The sequence below is a fragment of the Sphingomonas sp. LT1P40 genome, assembly GCF_036663835.1.
Taxonomy (GTDB): domain Bacteria; phylum Pseudomonadota; class Alphaproteobacteria; order Sphingomonadales; family Sphingomonadaceae; genus Sphingomonas.
In genome coordinates this window covers 494,766-519,652 of the sequence record NZ_JAXOJT010000001.1, presented here as the reverse complement: position 1 = coordinate 519,652, position 24,887 = coordinate 494,766, and the positions used below count along the sequence as shown (strand labels likewise).

The following is a 24,887-nucleotide window of genomic DNA, read 5'->3' as shown; positions in this document are numbered from 1 at the left end:
TGCTTCCGGTGACCCATGTCCGCCCTGCTCACGATCGACTCCCTGACCGCCGCCACGCCCGAGGGGCGCACGTTGTTCGATGGCCTGACGCTGTCGGTTGGCAGCGAGCGGGTTGGCATTGTCGGGCGCAATGGATCGGGCAAATCGACATTGCTGCGGATCGTGGCAGGGGAGATTGCGCCGGTGCGAGGCAGCGTGATGCTGGGCGGACGGGTCGGTGTGCTGGCGCAGGCGTTCGATCCTGCGCTGTCAGTGGCCGAGGCACTGGGCGTGGCGGACGATCTGGCACGGCTGGCGCGGATCGAGGCGGGGAATGGCGACGAGGGGGATTTTGCCGAGGCGGACTGGACCCTGCCCGCGCGGATCGAGGCGGCGCTGGCAGAAACGGGCCTGAGCGATGTCGATACCGGGCGGTCGATGGCCACGCTTTCGGGTGGCGAGCGAATGCGGATGGGCCTTGCGAAGCTGGCGTTGGAGGCACCCGATTTGCTGTTGCTGGACGAGCCGACCAACAATCTGGATGCAGCGGGCCGCGCGGCGGTGGCGGCGCTGATCGCCGGGTGGCGTGGCGGCGTGATGGTGGCGAGCCATGACCGCGCGCTGCTGGAGGGCATGGACCTCATCGTCGAGCTGTCGCCGATCGGCACCGAGATTTTCGGCGGCGGGTGGCGCGAGTTTGCGGCGGCGCGGGCGGAACGGCGGGCGCGGGTCGAGGCCGAACTGGACCGTGCGGACGGTGCGGTACGGATCGCAGGGCGAGCGGCGCAAGAGCAACGTGAGCAACAGGCGCGGCGCGACCGCGCGGGGCGCGATTATGCCGCGAGCGGATCGGCGTCGAAAATCCTGATGGGAATGCAGAAGCAGCGGGCGGAGAACAGCGCGGGACGCGGTGAGAAGCTGGCCGAGCGGGCGGGGTCGGAGGCCGAGGCCCGGCTGACGGCGGCGCGGGAGGCGGTGGAGGTGGTGACGCCGCTGACGATCGAACTGCCGCCAAGCGGGTTGCCGGCGAACCGGCGCTTGCTCGCGCTGGATGCGGTGACGGTCGCGGCGGGAACTCGCCTGCTCGGGCCGTGGTCGCTGGAGATTATCGGGCCGGAGCGGGTGGCGGTGACGGGATCGAACGGATCGGGCAAGACGAGCCTGTTGCGCGTGGCGGCGGGCGAAATTGCTCCTGCTTCGGGCAGCATCGTGCGCGCGGAGGGGCGAATCGCAATGCTCGATCAGCATGTCGCGCTGCTGGAAGACGAGTCCAGCGTGCTCGACAATTTCCGGCGGCTGAACCCCGCATTGGATGAGCGCGAGGCACATGCGGCGTGCGCGCGCTTCGCGTTCCGCAACCGCGATGCGCTGAAGCTGGCGGGTGCGTTGTCCGGTGGCGAGCGGCTGCGCGCGGGGCTGGCGTGCGTGCTGGGCGGCGTCGCGGTGCCGTGGTTGCTGATGCTCGACGAACCGACCAATCACCTCGATCTGGATTCGCTGGAGGTGCTGGAGACGGCACTCGCGGCGTTCGACGGCGCGTTGCTGGTGGTCAGCCACGACACGGCGTTTCTGGATGCGATCGGCGTGACCCGCGCGCTGGATGTCGGGACGTGATACAGCGCCGCCCATGTCCCGCCTGATCCTGTTCAACAAACCCTATGGCGTGCTGTGCCAGTTCACCGATGAGGGCACGCCGCGTCCGACGTTGGCGGCCTATATCGATGTGCCGGGCGTGTATCCGGCGGGGCGGCTGGATCAGGATAGCGAGGGGTTGCTGCTGCTGACCGACGACGGGCGATTGCAGGCGCGGATTGCCGACCCGAAGTTCAAGACGGCGAAAACCTATCTGGCGCAGGTCGAGGGCGAGCCGGACGAGGCGGCGCTTGAATCGCTGAGGCGCGGGGTGCGGTTGAAGGACGGGATGACGTTGCCGGCGGAAGTCGAGCGGATCGATCCACCGGAGTTGTGGCCGCGCGACCCGCCGGTGCGGTTTCGCAAGACGGTGGCGGATTGCTGGATCTCGCTGACAATCCGCGAGGGTCGCAACCGGCAGGTGCGGCGGATGACGGCGGCGGTGGGGCATCCGACGTTGCGGCTGGTGCGGTGGCGGGTCGGGGAGTGGACGCTGGAGGGGGTTGAGCCGGGAGCGTGGCGGGAGGTCGGGTTGTGATGGAAATGTCCGCCCCGCTGGTCTTACTCCCGGGACTGATTTGCAACGCCAATATCTTCGCGGCCCAGACCGCTGTGTTCCCCGGCGCAATCGCATGGAATGGCTATCGCGATAGCAGTTCGCTGACCGACATGGCGCAACAGCTTCTGGACGACGGACCGGAACGCATGTCGCTACTTGGACATTCGATGGGCGCGCGCGTCGCGCTGGAAGTCTTTCGGCAGGCGCCGCATCGGGTCGAACGGCTTGCGCTGGTCAGCACTGGCACGCACCCGGTGCAACCGGGCGAGGCCGAAAAGCGCCACGCATTGTTGGCATTGGGTAGGGCTGGCGGGATGGAAGCGCTGGTCGATCGCTGGCTTCCGCCGATGGTCGCGCCGGGACGGCGGGATCGTGGCGAACTGATCGCACAGTTGCGGCAAATGTGCATCGAAGCGGGGGTCGATACGTTCGCCGCGCAGGTCGAAGCGCTCCTTTCACGTCCTCCGCTCGACGACTTGCTGCCCCAGATCGATTGCCCGACGCTTGTGGCGGTCGGCGCGCTTGATGTCTGGAGCCCGCCCGATCAACACGCGGCCATCGCCTCCGCGATACCCCATGCCCGGCTCGCGGTCGTGGCCGATTCGGGCCATATGTTGCCCGCCGAACAGCCGACCGCGCTCAATCGACATATTGTCGAGTGGTTGTCAGCCGCTAGTTCGCGTCGCCCGCAGCCTTGACCGCCGCCGTCACCTCGACCGTGCGGCCATCGGCGAAGGCGAGGCGCAGCGGGACGGTGGTGCCTGCACGGACGGTGGGGGCAATGTCGAACAGCATGACGTGTTTGCCGCCGGGGGCAAATTTCACCGTCTGTCCGGCCGGGATGGCGACGTCCTTGAGCGGCTTCATCGTCATCATGCCGCCTTCATGCTTCATCTCGTGCAATTCGGTGCGAATGGCGGCGGCGGTGGAGACGGCGAGGAGGCTGGTCGCGCTGCCCCCGCCCTTGACGTTGAAATATGCCGCGCCGGGGCGGCCCTGAACGGCGGGCAGGCGCACCCATGCCTCGTCCGCCGACAGCTCAGCCTGTTGGCAGCCCGCCAGCGCGGCCAGCACCACGATCGCCGCAAAAACCTTATGCATTCAGTGACTCCCATCCAGAATCGGGAACTTTCCTGAATTCCCTATGCGCGACGGGTGCTTGCGGCAAGGCGACGCCGACCTATATCGCCACCAGTAACCGCCGCGTTGCCGCTTCAGGGGCGCGGTAACGTATTGAAACTTTGATCAGAACACGGGGGCCACCAGAGGACTCATGGCAAAAGTTATCGGAATCGATCTCGGCACCACCAACAGCTGCGTCGCAGTGATGGAAGCCGGCAAACCCAAGGTTATCGAAAACGCGGAAGGTGCGCGCACCACGCCGTCGATCGTCGCATTCGGCAAGGATGGCGAACGGCTGGTCGGCCAGCCCGCCAAGCGTCAGGCCGTTACCAACGGCGACAACACGATTTTCGCGGTGAAGCGCCTGATCGGCCGCCGCTTTGACGACCCCATCACCAAGAAAGACACCGAGCTGGTTCCTTATACCATTGCCAAGGGTCCGAACGGCGATGCGTGGGTCAAGGCCGGTGGCGAGGATTATTCGCCGTCGCAGATTTCCGCCTTCATCCTGCAAAAGATGAAGGAAACCGCCGAGAGCTATCTGGGCGAGACCGTGACGCAGGCCGTCATCACCGTGCCGGCCTATTTCAACGACGCCCAGCGTCAGGCGACCAAGGACGCGGGCAAGATTGCCGGTCTGGAAGTGCTGCGCATCATCAACGAGCCGACGGCGGCGGCGCTGGCCTATGGTCTGGAAAAGACCGACGGCAAGACGATCGCGGTCTATGACCTTGGCGGCGGCACGTTCGACATCTCGATCCTGGAGATCGGTGACGGCGTGTTCGAGGTGAAGGCCACCAATGGCGACACCTTCCTGGGTGGCGAGGATTTCGACACGCTGCTGGTCCAGTATTTCGCCGACGAGTTCAAAAAGGCCGAAGGCATCGACCTGACCAAGGACAAGCTGGCACTCCAGCGTCTGAAGGAAGCGGCCGAGAAGGCGAAGATCGAGCTGTCGAGCGCGCAGACCACGGAAGTGAACCTGCCCTTCATCACCGCCGACGCCAATGGGCCGAAGCATCTGGTGAAGTCGCTCTCCCGCGCCGAGCTGGAGCGGCTGGTCGATGGCCTCATCACCCGCACACTGGAGCCATGCCGCAAGGCGATGGCGGATGCGGGCGTGAAGGCGGCCCAGATCGACGAGGTCGTTCTGGTCGGCGGCATGACGCGCATGCCCAAGGTGCGCCAGATCGTGAAGGAATTCTTTGGCAAGGAGCCGCACACCGGCGTGAACCCGGACGAAGTCGTGGCGATCGGCGCCGCGATTCAGGCGGGCGTGTTGCAGGGCGACGTCAAGGACGTGCTGCTGCTCGACGTGACGCCCTTGTCGCTGGGCATCGAGACGCTGGGTGGCGTGTTCACCCGCATGATCGACCGCAACACCACGATCCCCACCAAGAAGTCGCAGGTCTATTCCACCGCTGACGACAATCAGCAGGCGGTGACGATCCGCGTGTTCCAGGGCGAGCGCGAAATGGCGGCGGATAACAAGATGCTGGGTCAGTTCGACCTGGTCGGCATCCCCCCCGCCCCGCGCGGCGTGCCGCAGATCGAAGTGATCTTCGACATTGACGCCAACGGGCTGGTCAACGTGTCGGCCAAGGACAAGGGCACCGGCAAGGAGCAGCAGATCCGCATTCAGGCTTCGGGCGGTTTGTCCGACGCCGATATCGACCAGATGGTCCGCGACGCCGAGCAATTCGCCGAAGAGGACAAGAAGCGTCGTGCCGGTGCGGAAGCGAAGAACAACGCCGAATCGCTGGTTCACACGACCGAGCGCCAGCTCGCCGAGAATGGCGACAAGGTCGACGAGTCGCTGAAGGCCGAAATCCAGGCCGCGATCGACGAGACCAAGTCGGCGATCGAGGGCGGTGAGCCCGATGCGATGAACGAGAAGTCGCAGGCTCTCGCACAGGTAGCGATGAAGCTGGGCCAGGCGATCTATGAGAAGCAGCAGCAGAGCGAAGCCGCTCCGCAGGCTGATGCTGGCGCGACGGAGAACAAGGCCGACGAAGAAGTCGTCGATGCCGAATTTTCCGAGGTGGACGACAACAAGGCATGACCAACACCCGTCACCCCTGCGCATGCGGGGGTGACGGGCTGTCGTCATGGGGGCCGCGTTTATGACCACCAACGTTAGTTTCTACGAGCTGCTCGAAATCGAGCGCACCGCCGACGATGCGACGATCAAGTCGGCGTATCGCAAGCTGGCGATGAAGTATCACCCCGACAAAAATGGCGGGTGCAAGGATCACGAGGCGAAATTCAAGGCGGTCAGCGAAGCCTATGAATGCCTGAAGGATCCACAGAAGCGCGCGGCCTATGACCGCTATGGGCATGACGTCTATCGCAACGGCGCTGGCGGCGGTGGTGGCGGTGGTGGCGGTGGCCATGCACCGGGGTTCGACGCGTTCAGCGACATTTTCGAATCGATGTTCGGCGAGTTTACCGGGCGCGGCGGTGGCGGACGCCAGCAGCAGCGGCGCGGCGCGGACCTGCGTTACGATATGGAAATCAGCCTGGAAGACGCCTTCCACGGCAAGCAGACCGACATCACCATCGACGTGTCCGGACCATGCGAGCCGTGCGGCGGCACCGGTGCCGCGCCGGGCACGATGGTCAAGACGTGCGGCACGTGTCGCGGGCATGGCAAGGTGCGCGCGCAGCAGGGCTTCTTCATGGTCGAGCGCGCATGCCCGACCTGTCACGGTGCTGGCCAGACGATTTCCGATCCATGCCGCGAATGCCGGGGCGAAGGGCGCACCGACAAGACCGTGACGCTGGCGGTAAACGTGCCGCCGGGAGTCGACGACGGCACGCGCATCCGCCTGACCGGACAGGGCGAGGCCGGTGCGCGGGGTGCCCCGCCGGGTGACCTCTATATCTTCCTGCACATCTCGCAGCATGAACTGTTCGAGCGTGAGGGTACGACGCTGTTCGCCCGCGCGACGGTGAGCTTTACCGACGCGGCGCTGGGCGGCGAGATCGAGATTCCCGGGCCAGACGGCGAGGTGCATGTCATTCGCGTCAATGCGGGCACGCAGAGCGGGCGCGAGATACGCCAGCGCGGGGCCGGCATGCCGGTGCTGCAAGGGCGCGGACGCGGCGATCTGGTGGTTCGGATCGAGGTGGAAATCCCGACCAAGCTGTCCGCACGGCAACGCGAGTTGCTGGAAGAATTCCGCGGGCTGGAAACGGGCGAGGAATGCCCGATGTCGACCGGATTCTTCGACAAGATCAAGAAGGCGGTCGGGGGCTGATCTTTTCATTGGTGCCGGTGTGAAGTAATCTTCGCGGATCATTGATTCCGGGGGGATTCGTCATGCTTCGTTGCGCCTTCACTGCCCTGTTGCTGACCGGGAGCGCGCTGACTGCTGCGCCCGTTCTCGCCACGCCGCAAAGTGTCGCTGCCAAGCCAACCTATGCGACCGTCAGCGGCGTTCCGGTCACGGTGCCGAAGGACTGGGTGGCGACGGCGAAGGATGGCGCTGTCATCCTGACCGCACCCGAGGGCGACCTGACGATCACGATCGTCGATGTCGCGGCCAAGGACGCCGACGCTGCGGTGGTGGCAGGATGGGCAAGGGTTGCGCCCGGCTTCGCCCGCAAGCTGGAGGTTCGCACCCCCCTGCCCGCCAAGGGCGGCTGGGCCGAGGGCTATGACTATGTCTATGTCGTGTCGCCCAACGAAAAGCGCGCCGTAGGTGCCACCGCCTTTCGTGCCGGTACACAGTGGACGATCGTGACACTGGATGGAGCCATTGCCACGCTGGGCAAACGATCGGCCGCACTGGGCGAGATTTACGACACGCTGGCGCCCAAGGGCTATGTGAAGGAAAGCTTTGCGGGGAAGGCTGCGCACAAGCTCGACGCTGCGCGGATCGACGCGCTGAAGACGTTCGTCGCGGACTCGATGAAGAAGCTGCAGATTCCCGGCGTCGGGCTGGCGCTGATCGAGAACGGCAAAATCGTCTATGAAGGCGGGATCGGCGTCAAGGAACTGGGCAAGCCCGATCCGGTCGATGCGAAGACGCTGTTCATGGTCGCGTCGAACACCAAGAGCATGGCGACGTTGCTGCTCGCCAAACTGGCGGACGAGGGCAAGATCGGGTGGGATCAGCCGGTGGTGGAACTCGACCCGCGCTTCAAGCTGGGCGATGCCAAAACGACGGCGTCGGTGAAGGTCCGGCACCTGGTATGTGCGTGCACCGGGCTGCCGCGCAAGGATTTGCCCTGGATTTTCGACTGGGACGGCAAGACTCCGGCAAGCGCGGTCTATGCGTCGCTCGCGGGGACACAGCCGACCAGCGGGTTCGGTGAGGTCTATCAGTACAGCAACATGCTGGCGGCGGCGGCGGGCTATGTCGCGGCGCACGTCGCCTATCCCGATATGGAGATGGGTGCGGGGTTTGATCGGGCGATACAGGAGAAAGTGTTCGACCCGATCGGGATGCGCGACACGACCTTCAGCTTTGCCAGAGCGGAAGCGGGCAATCATGCGGCCCCGCACGACCGCGATCTGAAAAATGCGGCGGCGGTGGTCGAGAACGGCTTCAACGTCAGCGTCGTGCCCGCGCGGCCCGCAGGCGGTGCCTGGTCGAACGCGCATGACATGATCCTGTACGTGCAGAACGAAATCGCCGAGGGCGTGAAGGCGGACGGCACGCGCATATTCGGCGCGGCGAATTTGCTGGAGCGACGCAAACCCTATGTGAAATCGGGCGACACCACGATGTACGGCATGGGGCTGGAAACCGACACCGCCAGCGACGTGACCGTGGTGCTGCACGGCGGTTCGATGGCCGGGTATAAGAGCCAGATGTACATCCTGCCCGGGTCGAAGGTCGGCGCGGTGTTGTTGACCAATTCGGACAGCGGGCGGCAGCTGCTCGGCCCGTTCAAGCGGCGGTTGCTGGAGGTGCTGTACGACGGCAAACCGGAAGCGGTGGCGACGGTGGACGCGGCGGCGGCGAGCCTGGACACCTGGTATCTGAACGACGCCAAGGTGCTGACGATTCCGGCCGATCCAAAGGCGGTCGCGGCGCTGGCCCTGCTCTATCGCAACAAGGATCTGGGCGAGATCGTGGTGAAGAAGGGCGGCGCGGTGACATTCGATTTCGGATCGTTCGCATCGACGATGGCGACGCGCGCCAATCCGGACGGGACGATCAGCTTCGTTTCCACCGCCCCCGGCGTTCAGGGTATCGCGTTCGTCGTCGGCCGCAACGCCAGCGGCCCGACGCTGACGGTGCGCGAGGCCCAGCTGGAATATGTGTTCGAGGCGGTGAAGTAAGGACGGCGAATCCCGCGACCTTCAGGGCCGCCGTTAGAGTCCCTTCGGATGTTTAGATAGCCAGTCGGGTTGCTGTGACTTCAGCAGTCTGACCGCTTTCCGCGTGGTCGGAAACAAATCGAACCCGCCGTCATAGGGCGCGAAGATTGCGCCATCCCCTTGCCGCATCCAGATGACGGGGTTCGGGTCATCGTCGGCGATCGCCATAAGCTCACGATCGTATCTGCCAGTCTGCCACGTCTCCAGCCGAACATAAAACGACCATATGAAGCCGTCGGGGTCGTCACTTTCCGCTGCTTCCATCGCAAGCTCGCCACCCCCTTTGCTGGCCGCCGATCGGGCTTCAATAACCCAACATCCCGAGTCCAGGCCGAGCAGCCGCTCAGCGAGTGCGTTGGCACGGTGAAGAATGATCGAACGCTCCTCGTCATTTTCAGCATATCGCTTGGATTCCGGAAGCGCATGAAACCGGACCCACGGCAGATGCACGTCTTGGCGCAGCAGCCAGCCAAGCGGTAACCGTCCCGCGTGAAATCGCGACCAGTCGTCCAGAAATTGCCGAGTAAGGGGCGATGCCAGAGCCATGATGCTCGCTTACCCTAATGTGGACACACCGCCACAAGCGTTCATTCTTATCCAGATGAGAGCGACCGTTGCCCAACACAAAAGGGGGCCGGCGTTTCCGCCAGCCCCCATGTCGCCTCGTTTCCGGCAGCGCGCCTCCACAGGGGGCTGCGCGCGCCTGTTGTCGGCGGCATGCTCGGCCCATACCGGCAAGGGTAGCGGGCTTCGCGTTGTGGTCCGCGAACGGCGAACCGTTCGCTTTCCGGTCACCGGGCGGGGGAGCTTTCCGAAGAAAGCCCCTTCCGCCACGATGTCCTTTGCTCCGCCACTGCCCGGAGGCACCGGTTTTGCGATCCGGTCATCGTGGCGGAGCATGGTCCGAAGACCGCTCCACCGCGATGGCCTCGCGCGGCACATGTCGCCATGTGTCCCGCGGCATGGTCATCCGGCTGGACTTGCGCCGAAACGCCCGCCTGCCCCGATCACCCATATCGCACATGCCCGAAGGCGTCCGCGACATGTTCGGTCGCCCAACCTGATCCGCACCGAAGCGCCGATCCGTCCCTGCGACCCGCCCCGTCCTTGCCCGAAAGCGCCGACGTTGCGTTTGGTCACTCGACCTTGCGTTGTTCCGAAGACCTTCGCCGTCCCTGCAACCCACCCTTTCAGCACCGAAGCACCGTTGGGATGTTTGGACCCCTGATCCGTTTCGTTCCGCGTCGTCCGCTTTCGCATTCGACATGGCCGTTTCCCGGGGTGTGGTCCCCGTACCGACATGCAAGTTTCCCGAAGGCAACTGCGCGTGCCGGTCCGTCGCAAACTTCTGATTTCGCTTTGATTTCTCGCCGCGTCTTCGTCCGCTTACAAGTCTGATGCTGTCACTGAATGCGAGTCGCGCAAAGCGGGATCGTGCTGATACGACCTGTTGATAACGTGGATAATGGGGAGGGTTTCAGCCCGGCGTCCAATCGGGCGGGGCAAGCTCGAACCCGGCAAAGTCGAATCCTGGGACGACCATACAGCTGACAAGCGCCCACCCGTGCCGCGCCTCTGCCGATTGCCAGCGAGTCGCCGGGACCAGTGCCTGGGGCGCATAGCCGCGCAGGACATCGCCGCCAAGCGTGATCGTCGCGGGATCCGCGTCATGTTCGTCGGCGATCAGCAGGTCGAGCGGCGCGCCTGCATGCCACAGCCATAGCTCGTCCGCATCGACGCGATGCCAATGCGAGCGACCGCCTTCCTCCAGCAAGTACAGAATCGCGGTGCCCGGAGACCTGCTCTCGCTCACCGCCCGCCATGTCTCCCGATACCATCCGCCCTCCGGATGTGGTGTCAGGCCAAGGGCTGCGATGATCGACTGAGTTTCCTGCATCCCCGATGAACTGCACGAAATGTTACGTTCATGAAACCTGTTCGATGAAGTGCGCGTTGGGGTGGCATGGTTTCAGGTAGAGATGGAGTACATAAGATGCGTAACATGTTGATGGCGCTCAGCGCCCTTTCGCTGGCGGTCCCCGCCTCATTCGTCCTTCCCACGACGCAGGCCGAGGCTGGCGTGCAGAAGAAGGGCTATAAGTACCGCGAGTGGCGCGGCCGTGACGGTCGCCGTTATTGCCGCAAGTCGAACGGCACGACCGGTCTGGTCGTCGGCGGCGTTGCCGGTGCATTGGTCGGTCGCACGGTCGATACGCGCGGTGACCGCACGGTCGGCACGCTGCTGGGTGCAGCCGCCGGTGCCGTCGCAGGCCGCGAGATCGAGCGCAGCACGAGCAAGAAGCGCTGCCGCTAAAATAATCGAGCAAGAACGTTGCGGGGCGCGGAGGGAAACTTCCGCGCCCCGTTTCGTTCGGAAAACATCCACGAATCAAGGGAGATACCCGATGAGAAAGATCATGATCGCCGCGAGTGCCGCTGCGATGACACTAACCGGCGCGTGCTCGCAATATGGCGGCGACCGCCCCGGCTATGCGGGTCGTGACCGTGGCGGCGAGTGGGATGCCCAGCGCTATTACCGCGACGGCAATTATTCCGAGCGCCGGTTGAGCCGGGGCGACAATGTCTATGTCGGGCGTGACGGGCGCTATTATTGCCGCCGCGACGACGGCACGGCCGGTCTGATCGTCGGCGGTATTGCAGGCGGCATATTGGGCAACATTATCGCACCGGGCGGATCCAAGGCACTGGGTACGATCATCGGCGCAGCCGGTGGTGCCGCAGTGGGATCCGCCGTCGATAAGGGTGAGGTCCGCTGCCGCTAGGGCGGTGCTGACCTAATCGAGAGTTAACCGAAAGGGTGTAGCGCGTGGAGCCATGCTCCGCGTCCTCACTCTTTCGTCGCTGTTCCCCGATACGTCGCGGCCCAATTTCGGCGTGTTCGTGGAGCGGCAGACGCTCGGGCTGGCGGCGCACCCGGATGTCCAGCTGCGGGTCGTCGCGCCGCTGGGCTTGCCGCCCTGGCCATTGCGGGGGTCGCGGCATTATGCCGCGCTGGCCGCTCTGCCCCCGCTTGAGAACTGGAAGGGCGTTGAGACCTGGCGGCCGCGCTTTCTCAACATTCCGGGCACCGGCGGGCGGTTTCATGTCGCAATGCTGGTGCGGCGGTTGATTCCGCTGCTGACGCGTATCGCCCAAGATTTCGCGTTCGATGTGATCGATGCCAGCTTCTTCTTCCCCGACGGTCCGGCAGCGGTGGCGCTGGGGCGGCATTTCGGCGTGCCCGTATCGATCAAGGCGCGCGGGGCGGATATTCATCATTGGGGTCGCGCGCCCGCGACGGCGGGGCAAGTGGCCGCTGCCGGACGCGCGGCGGACGGGTTGCTGTGCGTGTCACAGGCGATGAAGGCCGACATGGTCGCACTGGGCATGCCCGCCGACCGCATCCGCGTGCATCATACCGGGGTCGATCTCGCCCGGTTCGCGCCGCGCGATCAGGCGGCGGCAAAGGCGGCGCTGGGCGTGGACGGGCCGCTGGTGGTATCGGTCGGCGCGCTGATCCCGCGCAAGGGGCATGATATCGTGATCGACGCGGTGGCGGCGCTGGGCGGCGTGAACCTGCTGATCGCGGGCGACGGGCCGGAGCGGGCGAAGCTGGCGGCGCAAATCGCGGCGCTGGGTGTGGGCGACCGGGTGAAATTGCTGGGCAGCGTGGCGCATGGCGACTTGCCGCCGTTGCTGGCCGCCGCGGACGTGATGGCGCTGGCGTCGTCGTCGGAAGGGCTGGCCAATGCCTGGGTCGAGGCACTGGCAAGCGGCACGCCGCTGGTGATCCCGGATGCGGGCGGTGCGCTGGAGGTGGTGACCGGACCGGATGCGGGGCGCGTGGTGGTACGCAACGCTCCGGCGTTCGCCGCCGCGATCGATGCACTGATCGAGAACCCGCCGCCGCGTGAAGCGGTGCGGGCGATGGCGGCGGGGTTTACGTGGGAGGCGAATAGGGCGGGGCTATTCGATCATTTGTCGGGTTTGGTTCAGCAGAAGAAGGTTTGATCGCGCAAAAGGGACAAACCTACTTCTTCGTCTCCCACGCCGCCGCTTGACGCTCAGCCAGTTTGACCAGATCGCCCATCGCCAGGTTCACGTCGATCAAATGCAGCCCCCAATCGTCGAGCCGCTGCGTGCCGGCCATCACGTCGCCGGGGATTTCGTCGGTGCGCGCATCCGCCGCGTCGGCGTTCAGCGTCACCTCGAAATAGCTCGCCCCGCCCTTTTCGACGCATTCGCCCGCGATCATGCCGGGCAGCTTGACGAATGGCGTGGTGACCGGCGCGCCGCCCTTGCTCCATGCAAAGCCACCTTGCGCCGACGACAACGATCCGGTCGGGAGATAGGCGTCGAGCACCGCCCTGCCCCCGCCCAGCGCCGCCGGGTTGGTGCAGGCGACGCTCATCCCCGCCGCCGCGCGCGCGAAACGGCTTTTGGGCGGCGGCGGGACGGTGGCGCGGAAACTGACATAGCTGACGACGCAGCCGGTCTGGTCGGCGCTGGCGCAAGTCGGGATCGATTTGAGCATCCCGGTGCGCTGCCCGCTCGTCAATTCGACATTCGCGCCGATCGGCATGGCGGAGATCAGCCCGCGCGTCGCCTCCTTGCCGTCGAATTCCTGGGCCAGCAGCATCGTCACGACGCGCGATCCCTGGCTATGCCCGATCAGCACGACGCCGCGACCCTTGTTATCGTGCTTCATATAATCGTCGAACGCGGCCTTCACGTCCGCGTATCCGATGGCGAAATCGGCGGTCATCGGCTTGCCCATCATCACTTCGCGCAGCGCTTTCAGCGTCACCTGCCGGTACATCGGCGCGTAGACGCGGCAGACGCTGCGGAAACGCGCCGCCTGAATCATTGCGACGCGGCGTTCGGCATCGTCGATCTTCAGGTCGCTGTTGGGCGCATCGTCGGTCGAGACGGTGGGATAGACATAGAAGCAATCGAATTTCGGGTTTGCGGCCGCCTTGAACGGCTCGACTGTGCGACTGCCGTTGGGGGCGATCACCGTCGCATCGAGATTGACGGTGCAAGCATCTTCACGACCGGGGCGACAGAGCCAGTTTGCGGTTTCGCGATAGTCGGTGGCGGCGGTCTGTGTGGCGGCGGCAAGCGCCAGTACGGCGATCGAGATCATGGCATGCTCTCCCCAATTATGGGGTAAGACTATCGCAGCGAAGAACGGTGCGCCAGTATTTTTAGATGATCGGGTACGGTCACGACGTCGCCTCGCCGCGTTTGCCTAGCAAATGTTCGATCATTGCCTCCAGCTTTGAAACACGACTGCCCAAGCGGGTCGCCACTGCCGTCTGGTCCGCCTCGCGCGCCTCGCGCTGCTGGACGATCGACAGGGCGCGCGCGACCGGGTCGGCGATTTCGGCCAGTGCTTCGCGCTCATCCTTGCCGAACAGCGTGCTGTCGGGACGTGGGCCGAGCAGCAGCCAGCCCACGCGGCCGCATCCATCGGCTTCCAGCGGCAGCCGCACCGGAAACAGCGCGTCGCCCTTGTCCGTGGCGAGGCCATCGGCGTCCGGCGGCAGCCAGCCGGCGCGCCAGGCGGCGACCTCGCCCTCCGAAACGCGGTCGAGCGCGACGATCTTCTCCCCCACCAGCAGCGCACCGCGCTGTGCCCGCACGCCGGCTTCGACGCGCTTCAGCACCGCGGCGGCCAGTTGCGACAGCGAGGCGGTCTCGCGCAGATCGCCGACCAGCGCGGGCAACCCCTTCCGCAGCTTGATGAGCCCCTGTTGAAATCGCCGTTCGGACCAGTCGGACAATCGACGATGCAACGGCGCGATCATCACCGCCGCCAGCGCCGCCCCCGCGCCGCCCGCCAGCGCGCCCAACTGTCCGCCGAAATATTGCTCGCTCAGCGCCTCGATGATCTTCTCGCTCCCGGCGAAGATCGCCAGCAGCGTGACGGTCAGCACGGCATAGACCGCCGACCGGCTGATCGCGGCGTCGGCGTCGTAGAGGCGGAAGCGCAGCAGCGAGATCAGCAGGCCGAGCGGGAGGCCGATCATTGCCGTCAGCATCAGCAGCGCTCTTAGCACATAGCGGACGGGATCTCCGTTATCCGACGCGCCAATCGTCGCGTTCAAGCTGATCAGGGTCAACGCGCTGAGGCAGGAAACGAAGAAGCCGCCCACCACCCATTTCATCTGCTGCCGTTCCGCGCCTGGCGGGGTGCGCCGATGCCGAAAATACAGCGCGATGGCAGTGGCGATCGCCATGACCCCGAAACCGAGATTGAGCGACATCATCACCCAGCCGGATTGAAGGGCATCAAAGCTCAGCAGCAAGGTCCAACTCGCTACGAGATACAGCAGTACGACGATCACCGCGGATCGCGACCATCGTGTGACGAAGCGCCCATCGGGAAATCCGCATATGGCGATCATCGCCGCAGCCCAGCCGGTGAGCCACCACCCCTGAAACAATGGCCAATTTACCATCGCCGCTTCCCACCACCATATCGTACTGCCGCTGATGCAGATCATCAGCATCGCCACGGCGAACAGCATGGCCTCTGGATCGCGCGGTCGCCGGATGAACAGCAGGAGGGAGGCGGCGATCAGCAGCAGCGGGAAGATGAACTGGGCCGCTGCTTCGACCGTGACAAAAATCCACAATGGAACGCCGGCTCCGACATCGACCCGCTGCCATGGGTGCGGGTGACGCGGAAGCGTGATGGAACGCGGCGATTGCCCCTTTTTGTCGACCAGGTCGAACGTCGCCCGTGGCGCAGTGATCGCACCCAACCGTTCGCCCACCTGGAACTCATTCGCACCGCGCGGAACGGGGACCCCGTCGATCCCAACGATGCGATCACCGACGCGCACACCGGCGCGCGCCGCGTCGGGGAGCGGCCTACCGATATGGTGTTCACCCGTCTCGATCGTGAACGTACGAAAGCCGAATTGCATCGCGGATGGCAAATTGTGCGCCATGTCGACGCTGGTGAACCAGATGCTGGCCGCGACGAGGAGCGTGGTGGGGATGGCGACGAGCAGATAGACGACCCGCGCGATCGTGCCGCGCGCGCCGTTCAGATGCGGCAATGCCTGTGGCAGCTTCATCGCAAGTCCCCCTGCGATCAGATTATTTGAAAAACGCCCTTAATCAAGCGGGTAGAGCGCGGCGGCGATCCAGCGGAGTTCGGCGCGCAACACGCCCCATGCACGGGCGGCGGCGCGGCTGTCCATGATCTCGATGCCAAAGGGCAGCGCGGCTTCGAGTGCGGGCGACGGGCGCCGCAATGTCGATCCGGTGCCGAGGATGACGAATTCGGGCAACGGGTCGAGCGCCAGCAGCGGGGCGAAATCGGCCGGGGTCAACTGATCCAGCGACGGCGGTGCCCAGCCGTCGGCGCGCGACGGGGTCAGCAGGATGCCTTCATAGACATTGTCGTCCACCCGGAACCCGCGACCCGAGAACCCGGAAACGACCGGTCCCTCAGCCCGGGACCGATCCATCCGCATTTACGGCATGTCCTTGAAGCTGACCCGCTCCGCACCCTCGGCACCCTTTGCGCCGGGGGCGACTTCCTTGGGCAGGAAGCTGTCGGGCTTCAGCCGCAGCCACAACAGGATCGCGGCGGAGACATAGACCGACGAGAAGGTGCCGATGACGATGCCGAGAAGCATCGCGGCGGTGAAGCCGAAGATCACGTCCGGACCCAACACCAGCAGGATCGTGAGCACGATGCCGATCGACAGCGAGGTGACGACGGTGCGCGACAGCGTTTCGTTGATCGAGAGGTTGAGCAGTTCCTCCATCTCCATCTTGCGGTATTTGCGCATATTCTCGCGGATGCGATCGTAGACGACGATGGTGTCGTTCAACGAATAGCCGATGATCGTGAGGATCGCGGCTACGATGTTGAGGTCGAACTCAAGCTGGGTCAGCGCGAAGAAGCCTAATGTCAGCGCGACGTCGTGGAACAGCGCGAACAATGCGCCGACGCCGAACTGCCACTCGAACCGGAACCAGATATAGAGCGCAATGCCGATCGCGGCGAGCGCGAGGCTGAGCGCGCCGTTGCGGAACAGCTCCTCCGAAACCTTGCCCGACACGCTGGACGCTGCACCGACCTGCGCGCCGGGATAGTCCTTCAGCACGGCGGCGCGGATGTTGCTCGCGGCCTTGTTCGCGGCGTCCTCGCCACCTTCGGGCAGCGGCGTGCGGATCGAATATTCGTTCGACGTGCCGCTGCGCTGGATCGTCGCCTCGCCCACGCCAAGCGCCTCGACCCGGCTGCCCAGCGCTTCGATATCGACCGGCTGGGTAAAGGTGACGCGGGTCTGCTGGCCACCGATGAAATCGATGCCCAAATTGAAGCCTTTGACCACGCACAGCACCAGCGAGCCGATGATGAGCAGCATCGACAACGCCATCGCAATGTTCCGGTATTTCAGGAATGCGATATTCGTGTCGTCGGGAACGAGTTTCAGCGGACGCATTTTCCGGCGGCCCTTAAATGTTGATCGATTTCGGACGATTGCGCTTCAGCCAGTCCGCGACGAGCAGACGGGTGAAGGTAACGCCGGTGAAAACCGAAGTGACGATGCCGATGGCGAGGACCACGGCAAAGCCGCGGATCGGGCCGGAGCCGAAGATGAACATGATGACCGCCGAGATGACGTTGGTGATGTTCGCGTCGAAAATGGCGCGGCTCGCCTCCTTATAGCCGAACTCGACCGACGGGATCGCGGCACGATTGCGCATGCGCTGTTCCTCACGAATGCGTTCGTTGATGAGCACGTTGGCGTCCACCGCCGCACCGATCGTCAGCACGAAGCCCGCGATACCGGGCAGCGTCAGCGTGGCACCAAAGAACGCCATAATGCCCAGCACCATGATCGCGTTCACCAACAACGCCGCGGCGGTATAAATGCCGAAGCGCAGATAGGTGAACAGCATGAAGCCGATCAGCGCGATCGTGCCGACGATGCCGGCCAATATGCCCTTCTCGATCGACTCCGCGCCCAGCTCCGCCGAAACCGTGCGCTCCTCGACCACCTTCAGCGCGACGGGCAGTTTGCCCGAGCGCAGTGCGATGGCGAGTTCGTTGGCGCTCTCGACGGTGAAGCCGCCGGAGATCTGGCCGCGACCGCCCAGGATCGGTTCGTTGATGTTCGGCGCGGAGATGACATTGCCATCGACGATGATCGCAAACGGCTTGCCGGTATTCTGCTGAGTTGCCCGCGCGAAATTGCGGCCACCATTGGAGTCAAAGGTGAAGGCGACCACCGGGGCGTTGGTCTGCTGCTCATATTCCTGTTTGGAATCGATCAGCTGATCGCCGCTGACGATCGTCTGGCGCTTCAACGCGATCTGCGGCTTGTGACCCTCCTGCGTCGGATAGGCGACATAGGGGATGCCGGGGGGCGCGTCGGGGTAAGGCAGGATCTCGCTGCCGATCGGCGCAGTCCCCGCCGCGATCTGCGCGGGGTTGGCGGTGATATCGACCAGCTTGAACTCAAGCCGTGCGGTCCTGCCCAGCAACGCCTTCAGCGCCTCCGGGTCCTTCAGGCCCGGCACCTCGACAAGAATGCGGTTCTTGCCTTCGAGGACGATGGTCGGCTCCAGCGTGCCGAGCGCGTTGATGCGGCGATCGACCACTTCGCGGGCATCGGCCATCGCTTGCGTGATCGCGGCGGTCAGGCCGGCCTGGGTCTGCGTGACGATGAAACGGGTGCCGTCCTGAACCTCGATCGTCCAGTCGCGCTGGCCGGACATGCCGACGCCGCTGCCGGTGATCTGAAGCAGGCGTTCGCGCGCCGCATCGACCTTGCTCACATCGCGGACCATGAAGCCGATCACGCCGTCGCGCATCGAGATTTCGCCGATGTCGATACGGGGATCCTGACGGCGGAACTCGGTCTCGATCTCGTCGCGCTTGGCCGCCAGGCGCGTCTTCGCCAGATCGGCGACGTCCGCCTCAAGCAGGATCGAGCTGCCACCCGCCAGATCGAGGCCGAGGTTGATCGTCGGCTGTGGAATCCAGGTCGGCCAGGTCTCGCGCACCCGCTCCGGCACGAAGCTGGGGATCGCCAGCAATGCGCACAGCGCGATGGTCAGCCAGACCGACCAAATCTTCCACTTCGGAAAATCGAGCATCAGTCGTTCGCGGGCTTGCCGCCGCCGAGCGGCTGAACCTCGACGATGGTCGCCTTGACCACCTTGACCTTCACGCCGGTCGCGATCTCGACATTGGCATAGATGTCGTCGACCGACACGACCTTGCCGACCAGACCGCCGGCGGTGATGACCGTGTCGTTCTTCTTCATCGCATCGACCGTGGCGCGAAGCTGCTTCATCCGCTTTTGCTGCGGGCGAATCATCAGGAAGTAGAAGGCGACGAAGATGAGGACGAGCGGCGCGATCGACAGGAACGATGCGGCGGCGCCGCCCTGACTCGCCGCGCCTGCGGCCTGTGCATATGCTGGTGTGATAATCATGGCGTCCCCGGGCCTCTGTTGGCCAGAAATAGTGGGGAGCGGAGCCCCCGTGTTCAAGCCGCGGGCGCTAGCATGGGGGGTGCGGGCGTGCAACCGCTGGCGAGTGGTGGCCTGTGGGCAACGGGTTGGCGTTGTTGCACTTGCATCGCCCGCGCGGCGGGCCTAGAGCGCGCTCCTTCGGTCGGGGCGTAGCGCAGCCTGGTAGCGCATCACACTGGGGGTGTGGGGGTCGCAGGTTCGAATCCTGTCGCCCCGACCAAGAGTTATCGGGGCAGTGGCGCGCCCAATCGGGTCGCTTGCGAAGCGTTAAGCCATGCCACTGCAACCAATCGCGTCGCCGCGCTTTTAGATCGTAAGCATTCACGTCAGCCCTTGCAGGTTAGTAATAGCGCAGACCTGCGCCCAGCTAGGCTAACCTGTGAAACTGCTGAACCGCGCTCTTGCGTAAATCAGGCCTCCCGAATGACTGTATCGGCGACACAAGACCAAAATGCGCTAAACGCAATCTATCGATATGCCCCCGGGTTCATCGCGACGTCGCACGGACCAGAGCATCTGTTCACCTTTGCCAACGCGTCCTACCAACGCCTGGTAGGCCGCGAAGATCTGGTCGGACAGAAGGTCGTCGACACACTTCCCGAAATCGTAGCGCAAGGATTTATCGCGCTGCTCGACAAGGTCTATGCGACCGGCGAGCCATTTGTCGGTCGCAACATGCCGATCACGCTGACCCGGAAAGGGCGTGAGCCCGCCCAGCACTATATCGACTTCGTCTATCAACCCGTGCGCGATGCCGACGGCCATATCACGGGTCTGTTCTGCGAGGGCTATGACGTAACGGCGCAAAAGCTGGCGCGCGACGAAGTGCTGGTCCTGCAAACCAAATTGATGGACGTATCCCGCGTCAGCGCGATGGAAATGCTGGCGACGACGCTGGCGCACGAGCTGAACCAGCCGCTATCCGCGATCGGAAGCTATGCCGCCGGCGCGCGTCGGCAGGCCGAGGGCGGCACGCCGTCTTCGCAGGAGATGATCGACACGCTCGATGCGATTGGCGAAAGTTCGCAGCGGGCCGGTGACATCATTCGCCGCGTGCGCAACCTCACCCAGCGGCGGCGACCGGTTCGCGAGATGCTAGACCTGGGCGAGGTCATCGCCGAGTGCCTGACGATCGTGAACATCCCGGGTTGCGAGGGAATCCATATCGACAATTCGGTCATTGCAGGCATCGAACTGGAAGGCGACCGCGTTCAAATCCAGCAGGTCGTGATCAATTTGCTGCGCAACGCGTGTGAAGCGACCAAGGCAGCGGGGCACAGCAAGGTGAGGATATCGGGCTCCACCACCGCTGGTCTCGCGACAATCCGGATTGCCGATACCGGCCGGGGCATACCAGTCGATATGCCGCGGTCCGGCTTTCAGTGGATGGATTCGAGCAAGCCAAACGGCATGGGCGTGGGCCTGTCGATCTCGCGAATGATCGTGGAAGCGCATGGCGGCGAGCTGTGGATTGAAGCCAGCGGTCCGGAAGGCTCGACCTTCGCCTTCTCCCTGCCCATCTTTGGCGACAAAACAGCGTAAGGCCTGACCGAGCGAGACAAGACCGCCGGTCGAAAATCGTTTCCGAAGCGTTACTTCTCGGCCCGTAATATCGCTAGATTTCCTGCCCTGTGGCGATGTGCCACTCCGATGTTCGGGAGGAAACTTATGCACATCGAATCGAAAACCACGCACGCATTGGCATCCATCTCAGCATCGACGGAGCCAGTGGAAGACCGCCGGTCCGGCATGCGCGTTCAAACCGTTTTCAAGATCGCCCGGGTCGATAACGGCAACGACCAGGGATTTGCGCGGGTTCAGAATATTTCGGACGACGGTGTCAGGTTGCGCATGCAACTGCCCGTCTGCCTTGGCGATCGACTGGTCATCGAGCTTGCCGAAAATGTCACCATCAACGGTCGCGTCGTGTGGACGGATGGTGCGGATTGCGGGTTGCAACTGGACGAGCAGATCGACAGCCCGGCACTGCTGGGGCAGCTTGCCCTTCAGGCCAGGGCGGCAACCGCACGTCCCCTCAGGCTCAAGGTGGCGACCTCCGCGCTTTCGCGAGGGGCCAATGGCACGCGCGTCGTCGAGGTGGCTGATGTATCGCAACGCGGCATGAAACTGATCCATGACGGCAGCTTTTGCGAAGGGCTGCAGGTCAAGATCACACTGCCATCCGGGATAGAGCGCCGGGGCGTGGTGCGCTGGTCGCAGGACCGGATTGCCGGCGTGATGTTTCTGGAACCGTTCACGCCCAACGAGCTGGGTTCGGTCCGCAAGCTTTAGGGGCGCAGTCGGGCTATTTCATCGGCTCGACATCGGCCGTAAATGCGAGCCGAAGCAGATCAGCAAGCGAGGTCAGCCCCAGCCGGTCCATCATGTTCGCGCGGTGCATCTCGACCGTGCGCACGCTCAGCGTGAGGCGATCGGCAATGACCTTGTTGGGCAGCCCGCCGGCCAGTGCGCGAAGGACGTCGAACTCGCGCGGCGTGAGAGCCGCCAGTCGCGCCCTTGCCTGCGCCCGGATGTTTGCGCTGGGAACGCCGTCAGCAAGGTGTTCGAACGTCTGTTCCAGCATGTCCCGCAACGCGGCATCGTCGAACGGCTTTTCGATAAAGTCTCTCGCCCCCGCCTTCATCGCCCGCACGGCGGTGACGACATCGCCATGTCCGGTCATCACGATCACGGGCAGGTCGCAATGGCTGTTGTGAAGGAGGTCGAGTAGCGCGAAACCGTCCATCCCCGGCATGCGCAAGTCCAGAAGCACGCAACCAAGGGGCAGTGCCGACAGTTCGTCGATGAAATCATTACCAGAGGCGAAGGGACGCACGGCGAACCCCGCGGTGCCCAAAGCGAACGACAGTGACCGCCGGATCATGCTGTCATCGTCGACAACATATACTCTCCGCGTGGCGATGTCCGTCGTTGCCGTCGGTACCATCGCGCGACGATGCGCCGTCCCAGTAACGACTGCAACCGAAATTGCGGCCCGGTGTCAGTTTCGCTCCAACGCCGCTGGTCCGCCGCAACACTGTCGGCTACAGCCGCCCGGTGGGAACGTTGACAACCTGGATGTATGTCAGTCGAAGCTGCTTGACGGTGGAGACTGCGCCGGCGGCTGTGGCGAATATCTTAGCGGAATCTCAAGCGCATAACGCTGCAAACGGCATCACCGGCGTGTTGCTGTTCACGGGAGCAAGATTTGCACAGCTCGTCGAAGGGTCGAGTGGCGCGATTAACCGGTTGCGTGCCATCATCAGCGCGGATGAGCGCCATGACGATCTGGTCACGCTATCGCCGCCGTCGTCAACCGGACGACGGTTCGAGGGGTGGTCGCTGGCGTATAACGGTGACTCGGGTTTTGTGGCGACCGCCGTGGAGCGCGTTTTGGCGGCCGACGCGGGTCAAGTGGAAGCAAGCGCATTGCTGCGGCTGATGGAGGAGCTGGTCGCTCCCGGCGCGTTCTAACCGGCCTTTTCCGGCTGTTTGACGGCAAGCCCGGACGCGCTGCGCGTCATGCTGTCGATTGCCTCGAAACGCCAGTATCACGGCTTTGACGGTATCGGCTGTTACCCCTTTCTTAACTGAAAACGGGGCATTTGCACACGCTATGGTCCACAAATCGAAAGAGATCGGAAGCCATCGAGCGGCGGCCTCGTCCCCGTTCGAAGATGCCGACGATGGCGTTGCGCTGCAAGATCGCAAGCACGCCAAGCTGCGGGACGAACCGGCACGTCAATCCGCTCTCGACCGGCATCGGGTTCTGGATACGCCGCCAGAAGCGGGGTTCGAGCAGCTGACGTCGCTGGTGCGCACGGTTTTGGACGTGCCGATCAGCGCCGTTTCGCTGATCGATCACGACCGCCAGTGGTTCAAATCGATTCAGGGTCTGGCCGCCACCGAAACGCCCCGCGACATCGCCTTTTGCGCGCATACGATCATGACGCGCGAACCGCTGGTGATCGCCGATGCCACGCGCGATCCACGTTTTGCCACAAATCCGCTGGTCGTGGGCGATCCGGGCATTCGCAGCTATGCCGGCGTGCCGTTGAGCTCGCGCGACGGGTATAATCTGGGGTCGCTGTGCGCGATCGATACGCGCAGTCGAACATTCTCCGACGTCCAGATCGGCATGTTGGGCGAATTCGCTGCCCTTGCCGTGAACGAGCTGGAACTCCGCACGATTGCGCAACGCGATTATGTGACGGGCGCCATGACGCGACGCGCGTTCGTCGATCGCGTCGCTCGCGAAATCGAACGCTTCGACCGCCATGGTCATGACCTCAGTCTCGTGGCCTTCGATCTGGACCACTTCAAGCGCGTGAACGATCAGTTCGGCCACCCGGCAGGTGACAGGGTGCTTAAGGGCGTTGCCAATGCCTGTGCCGCCATCCTGCGCCCAACCGACCTGTTCGGTCGCGTCGGCGGGGAGGAGTTCGCGATCTGTTTGCCGGACACGAGTTTGCCAAAGGCAATCGCCTGCGCCGAACGGATTCGAAGCACCGTTGGCCAGCTGACCTTCAAGAATGACAATTTGCCCCGGGTGACGGCCAGCTTCGGGATTTCGACGCTGCAACGGGGGGAAGCCTATGACGACTGGTTCGCCCGCGCGGACCAGGCGATGTATGACGCCAAGCGTTACGGGCGCGACCGGTGCGTTGCGTGGGCGGGAAATCCATTGCGGGTCGTCGGCGGCTAACCCCGCACCGCCGCCGTAGACTCCCGCACCGTCAGTCCCGGCTGCACCACCACCGGGCCGTCCGGCATTTCGCGCCCTGCCCGTTCGGCGATAATCAGTTCCACCGCACGCGCCGTCACCTCGGCAATGGGCTGGACCACGGCCGTTAGCGGGGGTTGGGCGAAGCGGATGACGGGGGTGTCGTCGAAGCTGATGAGCGAGAGGTGTAGCGGGACCGACAGGCCGCGTTCGCGGGCAATCTCCAACGTGGCGAGCGCCATCTGATCGTTGCTGGCGATGATTGCGGTGGCGCCGGCGTCGAGCAGTTTCGGCGCAGCGATGCGACCGGATTCCAGGCTGAAATCGCCTTCCGCCAGCAGGCCATCGACCGGCAACCCCGCCTCCGCCATTGCCGCGCGCCAGCCCTCGACGCGCCAGCCGCTGAGTTCATACTCGTCCGGCCCGGCGATCATGCCGATGCGTTTGTGGCCCAGTTCGATCAGATGCTGCGTCGCCAACCCCGCCGCGATGTCGTCGCCCATCGTCAGGCGGAAGCCCGGCCCACCCTTGAGCGACCCGATCCGCGCCAGGCTGATATGCGCCGAGTCCAGCAAATCGAGGATCGCCGGATTGGCGGAGTGCGGCGGGGTCAGGATCACGCCGTCGGGCTGGAGCGCGGCCAGCGCCGCCGACAACTCACGGTCGATATGGTCGCTATGCGTATCGACCAGTTCGACGATCAGGCGATAGCCATGTTCGGCGCAGGTGAGCATGCCACCCAGCAGCATCTGATCGACCCAGTCGGTGCCTTCGCGCGAGCGCCAGCCCTCAATCGTGCGCTCACGGTCGTTGAGCGACATGATGAGGTAGGAGCGCGATCCGCCCATGCGCTGAGCCGCGATCGATGGGACATAGCCGAGCTTGTCGATCGACGCCTGGACACGCTCAACCATTTCCGGGCGGACGTTGGGTTCCTTGTTGATGACGCGGCTGACAGTCTGAAGCGAGACTCCGGCGTCGGCGGCGACATGCTTGATCGTGACGGCCTGTTTGCGGCGTGCCATGCTG

Annotated in this window: 24 protein-coding genes and 1 tRNA gene; 14 read left to right on the top strand and 11 right to left on the bottom strand. The window is 64.4% G+C overall.

Annotated features, from left to right (window positions below; all coding sequences use genetic code 11):
* Nucleotides 1–15: 15 nt before the first annotated feature.
* From U1702_RS02535 to U1702_RS02525, 3 genes are read left to right on the top strand one after another with little or no spacing between them, the layout of a single operon-like run.
* The gene (locus tag U1702_RS02535) at nucleotides 16–1,593 is read left to right on the top strand and encodes an ABC-F family ATP-binding cassette domain-containing protein (RefSeq protein WP_332721772.1); all 1,578 of its coding nucleotides are present in this window, start codon (nucleotides 16–18) and stop codon (nucleotides 1,591–1,593) included.
* Between the two features lie 13 nt (nucleotides 1,594–1,606).
* Nucleotides 1,607–2,149, top strand: coding sequence for a pseudouridine synthase (locus U1702_RS02530; protein ID WP_332721770.1), 543 nt, complete (start codon nucleotides 1,607–1,609; stop codon nucleotides 2,147–2,149).
* Nucleotides 2,149–2,868: an alpha/beta fold hydrolase gene (locus U1702_RS02525; protein ID WP_332721769.1), complete on the top strand. Its 720-nt coding sequence runs from the start codon at nucleotides 2,149–2,151 to the stop codon at nucleotides 2,866–2,868. Before U1702_RS02530 ends, U1702_RS02525 begins: the two co-directional genes overlap by 1 nt.
* On the opposite strand, the gene U1702_RS02520 is transcribed toward U1702_RS02525, so the two are convergent.
* On the bottom strand, nucleotides 2,843–3,271 hold the full coding sequence (locus tag U1702_RS02520) for a copper chaperone PCu(A)C (protein WP_332721767.1): 429 nt from the start codon (nucleotides 3,269–3,271) through the stop codon (nucleotides 2,843–2,845). The genes U1702_RS02525 and U1702_RS02520 overlap by 26 nt on opposite strands.
* A gap of 172 nt (nucleotides 3,272–3,443) precedes the next feature.
* Here U1702_RS02520 and dnaK point away from each other — a divergent pair, with 172 nt between their 5' ends.
* The 3 genes from dnaK (at nucleotide 3,444) to U1702_RS02505 (ending at nucleotide 8,585) form a co-directional block, all read left to right on the top strand.
* A complete protein-coding gene (dnaK, locus tag U1702_RS02515; RefSeq protein ID WP_332721765.1) occupies nucleotides 3,444–5,354 on the top strand; it encodes a molecular chaperone DnaK in 1,911 nt (636 codons plus the stop codon).
* Nucleotides 5,355–5,415: 61 nt separating this feature from the next.
* Nucleotides 5,416–6,552 (top strand): molecular chaperone DnaJ, encoded by a 1,137-nt coding sequence (gene dnaJ, locus U1702_RS02510; protein WP_332721763.1) that lies wholly within the window; start codon nucleotides 5,416–5,418, stop codon nucleotides 6,550–6,552.
* Nucleotides 6,553–6,614: 62 nt separating this feature from the next.
* The gene (locus U1702_RS02505) at nucleotides 6,615–8,585 is read left to right on the top strand and encodes a serine hydrolase domain-containing protein (RefSeq protein WP_332721762.1); all 1,971 of its coding nucleotides are present in this window, start codon (nucleotides 6,615–6,617) and stop codon (nucleotides 8,583–8,585) included.
* A gap of 33 nt (nucleotides 8,586–8,618) precedes the next feature.
* Here the strand turns inward: U1702_RS02505 and U1702_RS02500 are convergent, their stop codons facing one another.
* Together U1702_RS02500 and U1702_RS02495 are read right to left on the bottom strand one after the other, a co-directional pair.
* Nucleotides 8,619–9,170, bottom strand: a complete 552-nt coding sequence (locus U1702_RS02500; RefSeq protein ID WP_332721760.1) for a DUF3885 domain-containing protein — start codon at nucleotides 9,168–9,170, stop codon at nucleotides 8,619–8,621.
* Nucleotides 9,171–10,101: 931 nt separating this feature from the next.
* Complete coding sequence (locus tag U1702_RS02495) at nucleotides 10,102–10,521, bottom strand: cupin domain-containing protein (RefSeq protein WP_332721759.1); 420 nt, start codon at nucleotides 10,519–10,521, stop codon at nucleotides 10,102–10,104.
* A 96-nt stretch (nucleotides 10,522–10,617) separates the two neighbouring features.
* Here U1702_RS02495 and U1702_RS02490 point away from each other — a divergent pair, with 96 nt between their 5' ends.
* The 3 genes from U1702_RS02490 (at nucleotide 10,618) to U1702_RS02480 (ending at nucleotide 12,635) form a co-directional block, all read left to right on the top strand.
* Nucleotides 10,618–10,938 carry a glycine zipper 2TM domain-containing protein gene (locus U1702_RS02490; RefSeq protein WP_332721758.1) on the top strand — a complete coding sequence of 107 codons (321 nt, stop codon included), beginning with the start codon at nucleotides 10,618–10,620 and terminating at the stop codon, nucleotides 10,936–10,938.
* A gap of 91 nt (nucleotides 10,939–11,029) precedes the next feature.
* Entirely contained in the window at nucleotides 11,030–11,407 is a 378-nt protein-coding gene (locus U1702_RS02485; protein ID WP_332721756.1) for a hypothetical protein, read from the top strand.
* 52 nt (nucleotides 11,408–11,459) lie between these two features.
* Nucleotides 11,460–12,635, top strand: coding sequence for a glycosyltransferase (locus U1702_RS02480; protein ID WP_332721755.1), 1,176 nt, complete (start codon nucleotides 11,460–11,462; stop codon nucleotides 12,633–12,635).
* A gap of 19 nt (nucleotides 12,636–12,654) precedes the next feature.
* Here the strand turns inward: U1702_RS02480 and U1702_RS02475 are convergent, their stop codons facing one another.
* The 6 genes from U1702_RS02475 to yajC all read right to left on the bottom strand — a co-directional run bounded on the left by U1702_RS02475 (nucleotide 12,655) and on the right by yajC (nucleotide 19,096).
* A complete protein-coding gene (locus tag U1702_RS02475; protein ID WP_332721754.1) occupies nucleotides 12,655–13,770 on the bottom strand; it encodes a DUF3089 domain-containing protein in 1,116 nt (371 codons plus the stop codon).
* Nucleotides 13,771–13,849: 79 nt separating this feature from the next.
* Complete coding sequence (locus U1702_RS02470; RefSeq protein WP_332721753.1) at nucleotides 13,850–15,712, bottom strand: S41 family peptidase; 1,863 nt, start codon at nucleotides 15,710–15,712, stop codon at nucleotides 13,850–13,852.
* 39 nt (nucleotides 15,713–15,751) lie between these two features.
* Nucleotides 15,752–16,114 (bottom strand): Mth938-like domain-containing protein, encoded by a 363-nt coding sequence (locus tag U1702_RS02465; protein WP_332721751.1) that lies wholly within the window; start codon nucleotides 16,112–16,114, stop codon nucleotides 15,752–15,754.
* Nucleotides 16,115–17,095 (bottom strand): protein translocase subunit SecF, encoded by a 981-nt coding sequence (gene secF / locus U1702_RS02460; protein WP_332721749.1) that lies wholly within the window; start codon nucleotides 17,093–17,095, stop codon nucleotides 16,115–16,117. It lies immediately after the preceding gene.
* Nucleotides 17,096–17,108: 13 nt separating this feature from the next.
* On the bottom strand, nucleotides 17,109–18,755 hold the full coding sequence (gene secD / locus U1702_RS02455; RefSeq protein WP_332721747.1) for a protein translocase subunit SecD: 1,647 nt from the start codon (nucleotides 18,753–18,755) through the stop codon (nucleotides 17,109–17,111).
* Nucleotides 18,755–19,096, bottom strand: coding sequence for a preprotein translocase subunit YajC (gene yajC / locus U1702_RS02450; protein ID WP_332721745.1), 342 nt, complete (start codon nucleotides 19,094–19,096; stop codon nucleotides 18,755–18,757). The genes secD and yajC overlap by 1 nt, the downstream gene beginning before the upstream one ends.
* 182 nt (nucleotides 19,097–19,278) lie before the next feature.
* On the opposite strand from yajC, the gene U1702_RS02445 reads away from it, so the two are divergent.
* The 3 genes from U1702_RS02445 (at nucleotide 19,279) to U1702_RS02435 (ending at nucleotide 21,427) form a co-directional block, all read left to right on the top strand.
* Nucleotides 19,279–19,355, top strand: a tRNA-Pro gene (locus U1702_RS02445).
* 113 nt (nucleotides 19,356–19,468) lie between these two features.
* Nucleotides 19,469–20,677 carry an ATP-binding protein gene (locus U1702_RS02440; RefSeq protein ID WP_332721743.1) on the top strand — a complete coding sequence of 403 codons (1,209 nt, stop codon included), beginning with the start codon at nucleotides 19,469–19,471 and terminating at the stop codon, nucleotides 20,675–20,677.
* A 126-nt stretch (nucleotides 20,678–20,803) separates the two neighbouring features.
* Entirely contained in the window at nucleotides 20,804–21,427 is a 624-nt protein-coding gene (locus U1702_RS02435) for a PilZ domain-containing protein (RefSeq protein WP_332721740.1), read from the top strand.
* 13 nt (nucleotides 21,428–21,440) lie between these two features.
* On the opposite strand, the gene U1702_RS02430 is transcribed toward U1702_RS02435, so the two are convergent.
* Nucleotides 21,441–22,082 (bottom strand): response regulator transcription factor, encoded by a 642-nt coding sequence (locus U1702_RS02430; protein WP_332721738.1) that lies wholly within the window; start codon nucleotides 22,080–22,082, stop codon nucleotides 21,441–21,443.
* A gap of 41 nt (nucleotides 22,083–22,123) precedes the next feature.
* On the opposite strand from U1702_RS02430, the gene U1702_RS02425 reads away from it, so the two are divergent.
* Together U1702_RS02425 and U1702_RS02420 are read left to right on the top strand one after the other, a co-directional pair.
* Nucleotides 22,124–22,609 (top strand): BLUF domain-containing protein, encoded by a 486-nt coding sequence (locus U1702_RS02425; RefSeq protein WP_332721736.1) that lies wholly within the window; start codon nucleotides 22,124–22,126, stop codon nucleotides 22,607–22,609.
* A gap of 142 nt (nucleotides 22,610–22,751) precedes the next feature.
* The gene (locus U1702_RS02420) at nucleotides 22,752–23,840 is read left to right on the top strand and encodes a GGDEF domain-containing protein (protein WP_332721734.1); all 1,089 of its coding nucleotides are present in this window, start codon (nucleotides 22,752–22,754) and stop codon (nucleotides 23,838–23,840) included.
* Here U1702_RS02420 and U1702_RS02415 read toward each other — a convergent pair.
* On the bottom strand, nucleotides 23,837–24,883 hold the full coding sequence (locus tag U1702_RS02415) for a LacI family DNA-binding transcriptional regulator (protein WP_332721732.1): 1,047 nt from the start codon (nucleotides 24,881–24,883) through the stop codon (nucleotides 23,837–23,839). The two genes, U1702_RS02420 and U1702_RS02415, sit on opposite strands and share 4 nt — an antisense overlap.
* Between the last annotated feature and the right edge of the window lie 4 nt (nucleotides 24,884–24,887).

What these genes read in the sequence shown, in the direction of transcription:
- U1702_RS02485 (WP_332721756.1), top strand. Translation starts at nt 11,030, where the DNA reads ATGAGAAAGATCATGATCGCCGCGAGTGCCGCTGCGATGACACTAACC.
- secD (WP_332721747.1), bottom strand. Translation starts at nt 18,755, where the DNA reads ATGCTCGATTTTCCGAAGTGGAAGATTTGGTCGGTCTGGCTGACCATC.
- U1702_RS02415 (WP_332721732.1), bottom strand. Translation starts at nt 24,883, where the DNA reads ATGGCACGCCGCAAACAGGCCGTCACGATCAAGCATGTCGCCGCCGAC.
- U1702_RS02475 (WP_332721754.1), bottom strand. Translation starts at nt 13,770, where the DNA reads ATGATCTCGATCGCCGTACTGGCGCTTGCCGCCGCCACACAGACCGCC.
- U1702_RS02420 (WP_332721734.1), top strand. Translation starts at nt 22,752, where the DNA reads ATGGTCCACAAATCGAAAGAGATCGGAAGCCATCGAGCGGCGGCCTCG.
- U1702_RS02435 (WP_332721740.1), top strand. Translation starts at nt 20,804, where the DNA reads ATGCACATCGAATCGAAAACCACGCACGCATTGGCATCCATCTCAGCA.
- U1702_RS02500 (WP_332721760.1), bottom strand. Translation starts at nt 9,170, where the DNA reads ATGGCTCTGGCATCGCCCCTTACTCGGCAATTTCTGGACGACTGGTCG.
- U1702_RS02535 (WP_332721772.1), top strand. Translation starts at nt 16, where the DNA reads ATGTCCGCCCTGCTCACGATCGACTCCCTGACCGCCGCCACGCCCGAG.
- dnaK (WP_332721765.1), top strand. Translation starts at nt 3,444, where the DNA reads ATGGCAAAAGTTATCGGAATCGATCTCGGCACCACCAACAGCTGCGTC.
- U1702_RS02525 (WP_332721769.1), top strand. Translation starts at nt 2,149, where the DNA reads ATGGAAATGTCCGCCCCGCTGGTCTTACTCCCGGGACTGATTTGCAAC.
- secF (WP_332721749.1), bottom strand. Translation starts at nt 17,095, where the DNA reads ATGCGTCCGCTGAAACTCGTTCCCGACGACACGAATATCGCATTCCTG.
- U1702_RS02490 (WP_332721758.1), top strand. Translation starts at nt 10,618, where the DNA reads ATGCGTAACATGTTGATGGCGCTCAGCGCCCTTTCGCTGGCGGTCCCC.
- U1702_RS02530 (WP_332721770.1), top strand. Translation starts at nt 1,607, where the DNA reads ATGTCCCGCCTGATCCTGTTCAACAAACCCTATGGCGTGCTGTGCCAG.
- U1702_RS02505 (WP_332721762.1), top strand. Translation starts at nt 6,615, where the DNA reads ATGCTTCGTTGCGCCTTCACTGCCCTGTTGCTGACCGGGAGCGCGCTG.
- yajC (WP_332721745.1), bottom strand. Translation starts at nt 19,096, where the DNA reads ATGATTATCACACCAGCATATGCACAGGCCGCAGGCGCGGCGAGTCAG.
- U1702_RS02520 (WP_332721767.1), bottom strand. Translation starts at nt 3,271, where the DNA reads ATGCATAAGGTTTTTGCGGCGATCGTGGTGCTGGCCGCGCTGGCGGGC.
- U1702_RS02470 (WP_332721753.1), bottom strand. Translation starts at nt 15,712, where the DNA reads ATGAAGCTGCCACAGGCATTGCCGCATCTGAACGGCGCGCGCGGCACG.
- dnaJ (WP_332721763.1), top strand. Translation starts at nt 5,416, where the DNA reads ATGACCACCAACGTTAGTTTCTACGAGCTGCTCGAAATCGAGCGCACC.
- U1702_RS02465 (WP_332721751.1), bottom strand. Translation starts at nt 16,114, where the DNA reads ATGCGGATGGATCGGTCCCGGGCTGAGGGACCGGTCGTTTCCGGGTTC.
- U1702_RS02495 (WP_332721759.1), bottom strand. Translation starts at nt 10,521, where the DNA reads ATGCAGGAAACTCAGTCGATCATCGCAGCCCTTGGCCTGACACCACAT.
- U1702_RS02480 (WP_332721755.1), top strand. Translation starts at nt 11,460, where the DNA reads ATGCTCCGCGTCCTCACTCTTTCGTCGCTGTTCCCCGATACGTCGCGG.
- U1702_RS02430 (WP_332721738.1), bottom strand. Translation starts at nt 22,082, where the DNA reads ATGGTACCGACGGCAACGACGGACATCGCCACGCGGAGAGTATATGTT.